Here is a 12929-nt window from a genome sequence, read left to right on the forward strand (position 1 = left end):
GCCGATCGCTTGTTTAAACAACTGACAGTGAGGTGGATATGACAACTAATACCTGTACGCCGCAGCCGCCGGTGGCATTGAAAAAAGTGGTGTGGGCCGCGTCGATCGGCAACTTTGTCGAATGGTTTGACTTCGCAATCTACGGCTTTCTCGCCACCACGATTGCGCAAGTGTTTTTCCCCAGTGGCGACAGCACAACCGCGCTGTTAAAGACCTTCGCGGTATTCGCCGTGGCCTTCGCCTTTCGGCCATTGGGTGGCCTGGTCTTCGGCATGCTGGGCGACCGGCTTGGGCGGCGGCGAGTGTTGTCATTGACGATTTTGCTGATGGCGGGCGCGACGACCCTGATTGGCCTGTTGCCCACCTACGCCAGCATTGGCTTATTGGCGCCGGTGCTGTTGACCCTGATTCGTTGCGTTCAGGGTTTTTCTGCCGGGGGAGAGTATGCCGGTGCATGCATTTACCTGATCGAACACGCACCCGCCGACAAACGTGCCAAATACGGCAGCGCGGCGCTAGTGTCGACCTTTGCCTCCTTTGCGGCGGCCGCTATCGTCACATATGCGCTCAATACCTTGTTAAGCGCTGAAGAAATGGCGAGCTGGGGCTGGCGGCTTCCTTTTCTGATCGCTGCACCACTGGGTCTGGTGGGCCTGTACCTGCGCTGGCAACTCGACGAAACACCTGCCTTCAAGGCCATTGCCGCCACCGAGCGCGGCGTTCATGCACCGTTAAAAGAAACGCTGCGCCAGCAGGCGGGCGCCATGGGCTGCCTGGGGGCGTTCATCTCGCTGACGGCGCTGTCCTTCTATATTTGCACCACGTACTTCGTCACTTATCTGCAACTGCAAGGCGACCTGCCACGGCCGACAGCGCTGTTGATTTCGGTGCTCACGCTGATATTCGCCGCTGCGCTGTGTCCGTTCGCCGGTGCCTATTCTGATCGTGTCGGCCGCCGCAGCACCATGCTGACCGCCGCCGTATGGCTGCTGGTGACGATCTATCCAGCCTTCCTGCTCGCCGGTTCAGGATTCTTTGCGTCAGCGCTGGCGGGTGCACTGCTGTTGGCGGTAGGCGCGGTGTTGTGCGGTGTCGTCACGGCCGTGCTGTTGTCCGAAGTGTTCCCGACGCACGCCCGCTACACGGCCTCGGCCGTCACGTACAACATGGCTTACACGCTGTTTGGCGGTACGGCACCGTTCATGGCGACCTGGCTGATCGAACTGTCCGGCAACCCCATGGCACCGGCTTTTTACCTGGCCGGTATTGCGATCTTCGCCTTGGCCGGTGGTCTTGCCCTGCCGGAAACCTGCGGGTGTTCACTGCAAGAGAATGCCACGCAGCAACGGGCCCGATTCAAGCCAGCGCACTGAACGGCACCTCATCGAAGAACTTGCGACATAAAAAAACCAACTGGCGAACCAGCAACGGGCGCTACGCTCGAGGCACTCGCGATAAGGCAGGAGCAGCAGGGTATGGCACGCATTGGCGTAGATGTCGGCGGCACCAACACAGACTTGATTCTTGAGACCACCGAGCAAGACTCGATCGGCCGGAAAATTTTCTCCCATAAGGTCCCGACGACGGTGGAGGATCAATCGATCGCCGTGATGCGCGGAATCCTGGAACTGTGCGCCAAGGCAAATATTGGTACTGATGAGATCAAGCAAATCGTTCATGGCACCACGGTCGCGACCAATATTTCCATCGAGCACAATGGTGCGAATGTCGGGATGCTGACGACCAAGGGATTTCGCGACATTCTGCACATTGGACGGCACAAGCGACCGTTCAACTTTTCCCTGCACTTCGATGTTCCTTGGCAGAGTGCACCGCTGGTGCGTCGGCGCAACCGCATCGCGATCAACGAACGGGTGCTTCCACCCCACGGCGAGATCCAGACCCCACTGGACGACGAGGAAGTGCGCAACGCAGCACTGACGCTCAAGGTCCGTGGTGTCGAAGCGGTGATCATCGGTTTCATGTACTCGTTTCTCGACCGTAGCCACGAGCTACGGGCCAAGGCCATCGTTCAGGAGGTCATGCCAGGAGCGTTCGTCTGCTGCTCCAGCGAAGTGGTGGATGTCATGCGCGAGTACGAGCGCTTTTCCACCACGGCGATGAACGCTTACGTGGGACCCCGGACGTCGAGTTACCTGACCCACTTGTCGACTCAGGTGCGCGAAAACGGTATCCACGCGGATCTGCGCATCATGCAATCCAATGGCGGCGTGGCCACCGTGGAAAGCTGTTGCGAACGGCCGGTCAATATCCTGATGTCCGGCCCTGCCGGCGGGGTCATGGGCGGTCACTACTTCGCCAGCCTCGATGGCGAACGCAATATCATCACCGTCGACATCGGCGGAACCTCGGCGGACATTTCGACGCTGGTCGATGGCCAGATCAAAATCATGAACCCCCGCGACTCCTACGTCTCCGGGCACCCGGTGCTGGTGCCGATGATCGACCTCATCACCATCGGTGCCGGCGGCGGATCGGTGGCGTTCATCGATGCCGCCGGCGGCTTTCAGGTCGGTCCGCGCTCGGCGGGCTCCAATCCGGGGCCTGCGTGTTACAACCGTGGCGGCGTGGAGCCGACGGTCACCGACGCTAACATCGTCCTCGGACGGCTTGATTCCGACCAGATGCTCGGCGGCGACCTGCAGGTCGATCCCGCGCTTTCCTACAAGGCCATTGAAGAAAAAATCGCCAAGCCGCTGGGGATGGACGTGTACCAGGCCGCGCTGGGGATCCTCAAGATAGTTAACAACAACATGGCCCTGGCAATACGTTCCAACTCGGTAGCCAAAGGGATCGACCCGCGTGATTTCGTGTTGATGCCTTTCGGTGGCGCCGGTCCCGTGCATGGCCCGGCGCTGGCCGACGAGGTCAATGCCAAGTCGGTACTGATTCCTCCGGCGCCAGGCATCACCGCCGCCGCGGGGCTGCTGACCACCGATCTGCAATACGAGGCGCTAAGGTCGCTGCTGTGCAACCTGAACGACATCAGCGAGCTGAACATGGGCCGCATCGATAAGGCGTTGCAGGGGCTTGAAACCGACATTCGCAAGCAGCTGGAAAACGATGGCGTCAACGAGTCCGACATGCAGCTGATACGCATCGCCGAGTGCCGTTATGACGGGCAAGGCTTCGAGTTGCGCTCGCGGGTACCCAGCGGCGCTGTCGACCGTGGGGCGATCGAGGAGGTCATGGCGCAGTTCCATCGCGAGCACGAAAAAGACTACGGCTACTGCTTTAAAGACGCCACGGTCGAGGTCGTCAGCTTGCGGGTGATAGGCCATTCGCATTCGCGAAAACTGGAGTGGCAACCGTTGCCGCAGGCGCAGGACAGCGACACCCGGCAGGCTTTCCTCTATGAGCGCACGACCTGTTTCGATGACGGCCAGCGTCTGCCGACGCCACGCTATGACCGCAGCAAGTTGCGCGCGGGGCAATACATCGAAGGCCCGGCGATGCTGATGCAGCACGACTCTACGTCCTTGGTGCCCCCCGGCTGGATCGCCAAAGTGAGTGCATACGGCAACCTGATCATTTCCCGTTCGTAATCATTGAGGAGCAAGCCATGAGCCAGCAAAAGGTTGACCCCATTACCCTGCAAGTTATCAATGGTGCGTTGAAAACCATCGCCGAAGAGATGGGTCACGTGCTGTACCGCATGTCCTTTTCATCGATCATTCGCGAGTCCCAGGACATGGGGGCTGGTTTGTTCGATACCCGTTACCAGACCATCTGCGAATCCGAGTCGACGCCGATGCACATCGGCTCGATCCCCGCGTACTTGCGCGGTATCGAAGCCACGCTGCAGGGCGGCGCCTGGTATGAAGGCGATGTGGTCGTGCACAACCATCCCTATCACGGCTCCAGCCACAGCCCTGACCTGGCCATCATCATTCCGATCTTCCATGACGGTGAACTGGTGGGCTTTTCCGGTAATACCGCGCACCACATCGATATTGGCGCAGCGACGCCGGGCCTGATCATCGATGTCGGCGATGTCTACGCCGAGGGCATGCTGATGGCGGGCCTGAAACTGTACGAGAAGGGCGTTCGCAACGAAGCGCTGGTGCAGATGTTCAAGTACAACAGCCGCGCCTCCACGCAGTTGATTCGTGATATCGAAGCCCAGGTCGCGTCGGCGCAACTGGGGGTAAAACGGTTCAAGGAATTGCTCCAGCGTTATGGCAAGGATTTCAGCTTTGACGCGATCAACCAGTTGATTGATTACTCCGAAACGATCATGCGTCAGAAGATCCAGGAGATTCCGGACGGCGAATATCGCGCCGAGGGTTTTCTCGATGACGACGGTCGCCATCGCGATCAACGCTTGCCAGTGGTGGTGACGGTCAAGGTGCAAGGCGACTCGGTCATCGTTGACCTGACGGGCTCGGCGCCGCAGACGCTGACCGCCTACAACGTACCGTTCGAAGGCTCGTGCAAAGTGGCGGCGTTTGCCGCGTTTCGCAAGATTCTGCTTGATGCCTACACGACGCAAAGTCCGGTTCCGTCTAACGAAGGTTCATTCCGCCCGATTAATGTCGTCGCACCGCTAGGCAGCATATTCAACCCGATTTTTCCGGCGGCGGCAGAGGCGCGTTTTACCCAGTGCAACCGCATGATCGACCTGATCATCAAGGCATTGGCACCGGTACTGCCAGAACGAATTATCGCGGGCAGTTCGGCGTCGATATCGTTTGCCGCGTACTCCGGTATCAAGCCCGGAGGCGATTACTGGGTGTTTCTGGAGGTTAACGAAGGGGCTTATGGGGGGCGGCCGAAATCCGATGGCCCGGATGCCATCGACAACCTGATGGCCAACACGCGCAACAATCCGATTGAAGACTTGGGTATGCACTTGCCGATGATCTGCGACCGCTACGAGTTGCGCGATGACGTCATGCCCGGCGCCGGTAAATACCGTGGTGGCATCGGCGTGGTGAAAGCTCAGCGGGTGTTGACCGACGGCTTTATCACCCACGAAAGCGAACGCCATTTCGACGTGCCCTGGGGGATTTTTGGCGGCTGCGATGGGGTGGTCGGGAAGACCGAAATTTATAATGTCGCGACCCCGGACCACATTGTCTCGATGCCCTCGAAATTTTCCGGCCATACCTCACGGGCGGGTGACGTCATGGCGTACTACTCGCCCTGCGGCGGCGGCTATGGCAACCCGCTCGAGCGCAGCGCACACCAAGTGGTGGAAGACGTACTGGACGACTTCTGCAGCTTGGAACAGGCCTATGAAGTCTACGGAGTGGTGCTCGACCAGCACGTGCAACTGGATCTCGACGCCACGCTACAGCGACGCGCACAGCTGATGGCTCGCACGGCTTGAGGCGCTAGAGCCCGACTCGCCCGGTAACCCGTTGGCCCGGGCGAGGTCGAACGGACCCAGCGCAGTTTTCCCTGAAGACCCCCTGCACGGCCTGGTCTCTTTCGACGAGGCCAGCACCGCTGTGCGCCTAGAACTCACGGAGAGGTAGTTTCAATGACCGCCAATGCAACTGAAACCGCGGCTGGTTTGGCATCACCGATCAGCCATGCTGCTGTGTCCCGCAAAAACCTGTTGGAGCCGGCGATTCTGCCGATCAAACGGCAACAACGCTCGATCGGAACGCTGGGGTTCACCTGGATATGGATCGGTATCGCATTCATGATCGCGACCTTTCAGTTAGGCGCCACTGGAGTCTCCGGCCTCTCACTGATCCAGGTGGTGCTGGTCATTCTGCTGGCCAACTTCATGCTGGCCTTGCTCATGACGCTGACGGCAGATATCGGCACCGAGCATGGCCTGTCCTTTGCGGTTTACTTACGCGCACCCTTCGGCATCTACGGCACGCATATCCCTTCGCTGTTTAGAGGGGTGATTGCGGCGATCTGGTTCGGGATCCAGACCTATCTCGGCGCGCTGGCCTTGAGCGGCATTATCGAATACCTGACGGGGTTCGACAATTGGCCTCTCTGGTATGTGATCTTTGCCACGGTGCAGATCATCAACACGGCGATGGGTATCAAGGCCGTGGAGTTTCTTTCCTCGATTGCGGCGCCTGCGATCATCGCCATCTCGGTATGGATGTACCTGACCCTGGATGTACTCGCGTCCACCAAGGGTTTGAATATCTGGACCTTTGTCGGTGACAGGCAACTGACATTGACCACGCTGTTTCTGGCTAACGTGGCGTTCTGGTCAACCCTGGCCATCGATATTCCGAACATCACGCGCTATCTCAAGACACCCTTGGATTCCCGGCGTTTTTTCAAGCGCAATAAACATGTGCTGCTCGCCCAGTTGCTCGCGTTGCCATTGACCCAGACCTGGATTGCCCTGATCGGCGCGGTATCGTTCATCGCGGCTGGCGACTGGAACCCGATCAATGTTATCCAGGCGCAAAGCACGGGTATCAGTCTGATCGTACTGATGCTGCTGGTCGTTTTGGCACAGTGGTCAACCAACACGGCGGCCAATCTGATTCCGGCGGCACTGACCTTCGTCAACGCGGGCGCGCCGTATGTGAAATACCCCGTGGCCGTGGTGATCGCCGGCATCATTGGCACGCTTTCCATGCCTTGGGCCATCCTAGATAATCTGTTTGCCTTCCTGTTTTCCTATGGATCATTTCTATCGGCGATCGGTGGCATCATGATCGCTGACTACTATTTGCTGAGATGCAGGCGCCTGAACGTTCCTGCACTCTATGAAGTGCAGGGGCAGTTTTTCTACTGGCGCGGCTTCAATCCGGCAGGGTTGCTGGCATGGGGCATTTCCAGCGCATTAGCGTTTTTTTCCGGGGATTGGGCGTTTGTGACTGGCTTTATCGGCGGCTTGGTGATTTACGCCGTGTTAATGAAGTACTGGGTGGTCAAGCGCTATCCGCAACTCGAATTGCTCAGGCCCGACAGTGATGATCTGCTGGCGACCAGCGTCGGGATGAACTGGAGCTATGATCGGCACACCGACAGCTTTCACCGCACGGCGGTCAACAACCCGACTGAGACCGGCGTGTCGGGATCGCAAAGTCCAGCCGCCTAGGCGGTCACGTCTCGCAGTAATGCCTTGAACCGTCGTGCCGTCGGGGTTTCGTAATCCTCGTTCCAGGCTGCGATGGTTTGCACCCGCGGGTGGTCATTCGCCAACGGGACGATGATCACGCCTTCGCGCTGGATTTTGTAGGCGCATTCCGAGTAAATGGACACTCCCATGTTGGCGGCGACCAGGCCAAAGATGCCGATGCTGGTGGTCGCTTCCTGGATGATGTTCGGCGTAAATCCAAAGCGCTGGCACAGTTGGAATGACTGTTCGCGGAACAGGCTCCAGCCGCTTTGCGCACCGAAAATAAAACGCTCGTCCTTGAGTTGTTCGACCCGCAGGCTGGCATGTCCGGCCAACGGGTGCCGTGCAGGAAGAATGACCACCATTCTTTCTTCGGCCACGGGCAGCGAGTCAATCCCTGCCACGGACACCGGGCCCAACAGGAAACCGACGTCGATCAGTAAGTCATTTATGGCTTTGTACTGCTCGTGGGACGGCATGTAGAGCAACTCTACGGTGACGTCCGGATGCAGCTCCTTGAAGCGCTCAAGAATGCCGGGTAAAGCGCCATTGATTGCAAAATCGTTGTAGGCGACTGTCAGTTGGCCAATGTCACCAGCCGCTGCGCTGTGTGCTAAATCGACACCACGTTCGATATGCCGGAACGCCTGATTGCATTCCTGCAGGAACAGACGACCCGCTTCCGTGAGCGCTACCTGCCGGGTGGTGCGTTTGAACAACTCCGCGCCCAACTCTTCTTCCAGCCCTTTGATCAGGCGGCTCAACGCCGGTTGAGTGATGAACAACACGTCCGCCGCACGTTTGAAATGCAGGTGTTCCGCGACCGCTACGAAGGCTTTCATCTGCTTAAGATCGAAACGGACATTAATGCTCATATTGGTATCAATAATGCCAAATAATGAATTGGATGTAATTTATGCCGCAGATTATCGTGAGTCCCAGGTCAAGGCAAACCTTAAATGCCGACCTTTTTCCTAAAGCAGCGGAGAGACTTACTTATGTCGCAAGAACTGATGGCCATGCTTGAGCGCGCTTTTGAAGAATCCACCAAGCTGTACAAGGAGAGAGGCTTTCAGCGCCGTATCGGTTTTGGCAAACGCCCGGCACTGATCAACGTCGATCTGGCAAACGCATGGACCCGTCCGGGTAACCCGTTCACCTGTGACAAAATCGATGACGAAATCATCCCTGGCGTGCAGCGCCTGATGAAAGCGTTCCGCGCCAACAAGTTTCCAATCGTGCATGTGACCACCTGCTACCAGAATACCGATCGCAATGACCCCAACACCGACATGGGCCAATGGCACAACAAGATCCCGGTGGATGTGGTTAATCAGAGTGATGAGAATCTCTGGGCCATCGACTCGCGCATCGCGCCGATCGATGGCGAATTCGTCCTGCTGAAAAAGCGCGCCAGCTCTTTCAGCGGTACCTCGCTGGCTGGCTATCTGCGTTCGGCTGGTGTCGACACTATCCTGGTCACCGGTGTGACCGCTTCGGCTTGTGTTCGGACAACATTGTGCGACGGCCTGGCGGAAGGGTTCCGCACCATCGCGGTAAAAGAATGCATTGGTGACCGTGTACCGGGTGCCGTGGCCTGGAACCTGTTTGACATCGACGCCAAGTTTGCCGATGTGGAAACGGTAGACACGTGCCTCGACTACCTTGCCACCGCTGGCCAGAAATAAGTCTGGACTTTATCGTCTTACGCAGTCGGATTCGGCCTTTCATAGCCAGCACTAGGGGGGAGCTTTCTTACCTTTATCCAATGTCAGGCATCTATAAAACCCCCGGCCGGGCCAACCTCCGGGGTTTTGTTTTTCAGTCCATTACACAGCCAGTTCTTGGTGTTCAGCTTCGCGTTTTAGGCGTGGCAGGTCAGCCAGGATCGCCTCGCGCAGGCGCGTGCCAACTGCGCGATGGCCGCCGCACGCGACTGCTGATGTCCGGAGAGCACGTCTACGACCCGCTTCACGTGTTCGCGGTCTTGGCCTTGCGGCACCGAGCGACGAACACTGGTGCGCTGCATTCCTAGCGCCTTACTCGGGCTCGGCGCTTTCACATACTGATCACCGCGAAGCGCGGCCATGGTCCGATTTACACTGGACAACCGGTTTTGCGCAGTCGCGATGGCCAGTTCACCTCGTTCAACTTGTTGGCGCAGATGTCCGGCGTAGTCCAGCAAGGTCTGCCAATTAATCTTCCGCGCATCGTTAAATCCTGGTCCATCCTCCGACCGACACCACTGAACAAACGCCTGCCAGCGATCACTGTGCGCTATGACCGTCCCGTAATGCCCTCCGCCAAACAGATCTTTCAGCGCTTGCGGCCCGGCATAGCTCAATTGCCGGCCATAGCCAAAATTGCGCCCATCCCGTCTACCGACCAATGCCATGATCGAACTTTTCTCGAAACCAAAACTTTTAAAACCTTCCTCACGTCATCCCGCCAAGAATGCTGAGTGTTATCAGGGATCAAGGCCCCTGCGACCTGTGAGGGGTGTCCATTGACGCGGGACTGACGGCTCCTTACGACCGAGAGCTTGGGCATCTCATGATCTGGCCTCCTGAACACCGATAGCGGTGGGCGGGTGGAAGCTGCACTGGCTGACGAGACCGGTGCCGCGAGATCCTGAGTCGGGTGAAGGCAGCGATGCGATGACCAGGGCATGCCTGACTGTCAGTCAGGTGCAGTCCATTCAGTGGGCTGCGGCACCATCATCGGCATCGCTGTGGCGAGTGAGCATTCGGTGTTTGTCACGCCGATTGTCACGAGGGGGAAAGCCGCAAAGGCCCGTACGAATAGGGCTGCAGCGGTGTGAGATGCGCCCGTCTCTTTCGGGGGGGAAAGAGACGGGCGCAGGTTGGCGCAGTGAAATGGCCAAGCGGATAGGTTGCTGCAGAAGAACAGCAATGAACGGGTATGAGTTGCCGCAATGGGCACTCTGGGAGAAGTGGGCATCCATCACATGGGTAGTGATCGTGCGAGTCGACGGACGCTAACCGCACTGGAGAGAACCACCATGTTAATGGCGTAGCCTCAAAGGTTCTGGCTACCTGGGTGCTGTCGAGGACAGCGCTTGTAAGGCTCTGGTGTAACGCTTGCTCTGATCGCGGTCAACCGTATTTTGGGGGCGGGTCTTGCGCCAATCGGTAGCGTTGGAAGACCTTGGAGGCCGGTGGTTTTCCATGGCCGGGTGGTCGTTCGTCGGTTTTTAATGTGAGCCCATACGAGTGGGAATGCGGAGCCTTCCCGCTCGCATGGGCTTGGCCGAAAAAACTCCAAGAGCGAAGCCTGCAATGGCGACAGTCGCCACCTCTGTCGCCATGCTGCAGGCCTTTTGTTACGCGGGTTGTCGCCGGTGTCGCCGCTGTCGCCAGCAGGGCGGATGTGGCTATCCAAACCGATTAGCTCACCAAACACTCAAGTGTCAGCATCGCCTGGCTTTTGCTTGGGCTGCGATGTGGCATATTTCGCCCAAGCGTTCATCAACTCTCTTCGCTTGTCGAAATAGTCTGATCGGGAATACGCGCTTTCAGTTTCCCCTCGTTCGTCGTGAGCGAGGGCAAGTTCACAGATCTCGCGTGGGAAGGCCGTTGTCTCTCCGGCCCAGTCTCGAAATGTCGAGCGGAAACCATGGCGAGTGATGTGCTCATAGCCCAATTCGTGCAGCAGACTGCGAATGCCGTTAGCGTGCATCACGCCGCTACGGCCGTTACCAGGAAAGAGGTAGGGGCTTCGTACTCGAATTCGCGGCAGGGTTTTCACCAGCACGACGACCTCAGGGGCGAGGGGGATAGCGAATGGCTCGCGCGTTTTCATCCGCTCTGCGGGCAAGGACCATCGGCCTGATTCCAGATCGAACTCGTCCCATTGAGCAAATCTCACCATGTGGCTACGGGCGCCGGTAAGGATTAAGAATTGAGCGGCTATCGATACGGCGGAGGGGAGGTTACGTAGTGCCTGCATGAGTTCTGGTAGATCCTGCCATGCGAGGGCAGGGTGGTGAATACGCTTGCGAGCTTTCTTCTTTTCCTGGCGGCTCAGCAGATTTTCCAGATGGCCACGCCAGCGAGCCGGATTTTCACCGACCCGCAGCCCTCTCGATCTGGCGGCATCTAGAATCTGTTCAATCTGCCCGCGCACCTCATCTGCCGTGCGTGTTTTGGTCGACCAGATCGGCTGCAAAGTTTTGAGAACCTGCTTGGTCTCGATGTCATCAGCTGAAAGTTTCCCTAAATAGGGAAAGGCATAGAGTTCCAACTTGCGAAGCCAGCCTTTGCGCCACTTCTCCGACCAACTTGAGCCGTGGGCATCACGGTAGTCGTTGGCTAGTGTTTCGAAGGTAATCTGCTTCGCTTGTTCACGGCGTTCAGCTTCTTTCTGGGCGGCCTGCTCAGCTTGTCGCTTGGCGAGTGGGTCATCGCCTTTCAGGACCTGAATGCGATTTTCGAATGCCGCAGCACGTGCTTTTTTCAGATCGAGACTAGGATACCCGCCAAGGCCCATCTCCCTGCGTTTGCCGTGGAGCTGAAATCTCAGCACCCAATTTTTCCGGCCAGTGGAGGTCACGACCAGGCGTAATCCATCACCGTCTTCATAGGTGCCGGGTTCAGCCAAATTTTCGACTAGTTTTGCGGTCAGCTTTCCCATGATTTTCGCTCTCCAATCCCCCATTTGATCCCCCACTTTGTCGTGGAAGCCGGTGGATTAAAAAAGAAGTCGCTGGAACAAAAATAGGCTGAAACCCTTGATCTAGCAAGGTTGCAGAGGGTTTTAGTGGATGAGAATGGCTTTCAGTAGAGCATTAAAAAGCCGGCTTGTGGCCGGCTTCTCGGGGACGCTTCCGACTAATTTATGGTAAGCCGCAATCGCCTTAACTGTGTGGCCATCAAGGGCCTGAAAGAGATGGCAGATGCCCGTGTGGGATATCGCCGAGCCCTCTGGAACGCGGCTCGCGCCGGTCGGGGCTTAATGTGCGGCGTAGCATACAAGGGCGGGCGCAGGATGCCCAGCAAAAAATTGCCCAGAGTGCTTCAACTGGGCCGCTGCTGGCGGAAATGTGACCAGTGGAACACCCAGCCAAGAATTTCCAGGCCCTGCGCCTGACGCTGAGCAGCGGTGTAGCGTTCGACCGTGTAGTTGCGCCGGTCATGGCTGTGCAGGTACAGGGTGTCGTGCGGGCCAAGACTGAGGTTGTTTACCCTGAGCATGCCGTTTTGCAGCAGGGCATAGGTTTCGCCCTCGACCACCTGGGTCATGCCCAGGTCGATGGCCAGGGTAGCTTGCAGCGGAATCAGCGGGAGCATGTTGCTGGCCGGCATTGCCAGGCAGATTGCGTTGCCGGCTTGCACACCCAAGCCCTTCAGGGCTTTTGCCGGCAAGCGCAGGTGCTTGCTGCCCACCGGCGACAGCAAGCCGTTGCGCACTTCGTAGTAGGGCACCTTCAATACCCGGCCACGATGTTCCGACAGCGGGGTAAGCGGGTTGGCGGGCGCTGGCCGTGGACGGCCGTTGCGCAGGAGTGGATTGGGGTGTTTGGGGCCTTCACCGGTGCGCAGCCAACGCCGGTGCACACAGAACAGATCGGCCAGTTCGTCCAGTCGGGCCAAAGGCACACCGCGTTTGAACCAGTTGTTGACGTGCTGTGCTGTGACGCTGCGCTGGGCGGCGAAATCGGAAGGGGTCAGGCCACATTCGTGGAGCAGGGCTCTGAGGCGGTCGCCGGAAGTGTTCATGGCGGCGAGTGTAGCGGCGGGTTGCCAGTAAGGAAATGAACCGGGTGTTGACGGGATTTGTACGAAAAGAGGCTGTTTGTAGGATGCTGGTGTAGGACTGTGTAGGATTTGTTCCCAGCAGT

At 58.1% G+C, this 12929-nt stretch carries 8 protein-coding genes and 1 pseudogene; 5 read left to right on the plus strand and 4 right to left on the minus strand.

The window, feature by feature from the left end:
* Nucleotides 1-38 precede the first annotated feature (38 nt).
* The 4 genes from LU682_RS02820 to LU682_RS02835 all read left to right on the plus strand — a co-directional run bounded on the left by LU682_RS02820 (nucleotide 39) and on the right by LU682_RS02835 (nucleotide 7048).
* Complete coding sequence (locus tag LU682_RS02820) at nucleotides 39-1373, plus strand: MFS transporter (RefSeq protein WP_203479762.1); 1335 nt, start codon at nucleotides 39-41, stop codon at nucleotides 1371-1373.
* Nucleotides 1374-1475: 102 nt separating this feature from the next.
* Nucleotides 1476-3566 carry a hydantoinase/oxoprolinase family protein gene (locus LU682_RS02825; RefSeq protein ID WP_203479763.1) on the plus strand — a complete coding sequence of 697 codons (2091 nt, stop codon included), beginning with the start codon at nucleotides 1476-1478 and terminating at the stop codon, nucleotides 3564-3566.
* Nucleotides 3567-3583: 17 nt separating this feature from the next.
* The gene (locus LU682_RS02830; RefSeq protein ID WP_203479764.1) at nucleotides 3584-5353 is read left to right on the plus strand and encodes a hydantoinase B/oxoprolinase family protein; all 1770 of its coding nucleotides are present in this window, start codon (nucleotides 3584-3586) and stop codon (nucleotides 5351-5353) included.
* A 153-nt stretch (nucleotides 5354-5506) separates the two neighbouring features.
* Nucleotides 5507-7048, plus strand: coding sequence for an NCS1 family transporter (locus LU682_RS02835; protein ID WP_232857445.1), 1542 nt, complete (start codon nucleotides 5507-5509; stop codon nucleotides 7046-7048).
* Here the strand turns inward: LU682_RS02835 and LU682_RS02840 are convergent.
* A complete protein-coding gene (locus LU682_RS02840; protein ID WP_203479765.1) occupies nucleotides 7045-7944 on the minus strand; it encodes a LysR family transcriptional regulator in 900 nt (299 codons plus the stop codon). The two genes, LU682_RS02835 and LU682_RS02840, sit on opposite strands and share 4 nt — an antisense overlap.
* A gap of 123 nt (nucleotides 7945-8067) precedes the next feature.
* Here LU682_RS02840 and LU682_RS02845 point away from each other — a divergent pair, with 123 nt between their 5' ends.
* Complete coding sequence (locus LU682_RS02845) at nucleotides 8068-8757, plus strand: isochorismatase family protein (RefSeq protein WP_032903729.1); 690 nt, start codon at nucleotides 8068-8070, stop codon at nucleotides 8755-8757.
* A 162-nt stretch (nucleotides 8758-8919) separates the two neighbouring features.
* On the opposite strand, the pseudogene LU682_RS02850 reads toward LU682_RS02845, so the two are convergent.
* The 3 genes and pseudogenes from LU682_RS02850 to LU682_RS02860 form a co-directional block, all read right to left on the minus strand.
* A pseudogene (locus LU682_RS02850) lies at nucleotides 8920-9464 on the minus strand (integrase domain-containing protein); the annotation flags it as partial.
* A gap of 1028 nt (nucleotides 9465-10492) precedes the next feature.
* Entirely contained in the window at nucleotides 10493-11722 is a 1230-nt protein-coding gene (locus tag LU682_RS02855; protein WP_203479766.1) for a tyrosine-type recombinase/integrase, read from the minus strand.
* Between the two features lie 383 nt (nucleotides 11723-12105).
* A complete protein-coding gene (locus tag LU682_RS02860) occupies nucleotides 12106-12807 on the minus strand; it encodes a LexA family transcriptional regulator (RefSeq protein WP_049587189.1) in 702 nt (233 codons plus the stop codon).
* Nucleotides 12808-12929 lie beyond the last annotated feature (122 nt).

Source organism: Pseudomonas alloputida, assembly GCF_021283545.2.
Lineage (GTDB): Bacteria > Pseudomonadota > Gammaproteobacteria > Pseudomonadales > Pseudomonadaceae > Aquipseudomonas > Aquipseudomonas alloputida.

What these genes read in the sequence shown, in the direction of transcription:
- LU682_RS02845 (WP_032903729.1), top strand. Translation starts at nt 8,068, where the DNA reads ATGTCGCAAGAACTGATGGCCATGCTTGAGCGCGCTTTTGAAGAATCC.
- LU682_RS02825 (WP_203479763.1), top strand. Translation starts at nt 1,476, where the DNA reads ATGGCACGCATTGGCGTAGATGTCGGCGGCACCAACACAGACTTGATT.
- LU682_RS02830 (WP_203479764.1), top strand. Translation starts at nt 3,584, where the DNA reads ATGAGCCAGCAAAAGGTTGACCCCATTACCCTGCAAGTTATCAATGGT.
- LU682_RS02835 (WP_232857445.1), top strand. Translation starts at nt 5,507, where the DNA reads ATGACCGCCAATGCAACTGAAACCGCGGCTGGTTTGGCATCACCGATC.
- LU682_RS02840 (WP_203479765.1), bottom strand. Translation starts at nt 7,944, where the DNA reads ATGAGCATTAATGTCCGTTTCGATCTTAAGCAGATGAAAGCCTTCGTA.
- LU682_RS02860 (WP_049587189.1), bottom strand. Translation starts at nt 12,807, where the DNA reads ATGAACACTTCCGGCGACCGCCTCAGAGCCCTGCTCCACGAATGTGGC.
- LU682_RS02855 (WP_203479766.1), bottom strand. Translation starts at nt 11,722, where the DNA reads ATGGGAAAGCTGACCGCAAAACTAGTCGAAAATTTGGCTGAACCCGGC.
- LU682_RS02820 (WP_203479762.1), top strand. Translation starts at nt 39, where the DNA reads ATGACAACTAATACCTGTACGCCGCAGCCGCCGGTGGCATTGAAAAAA.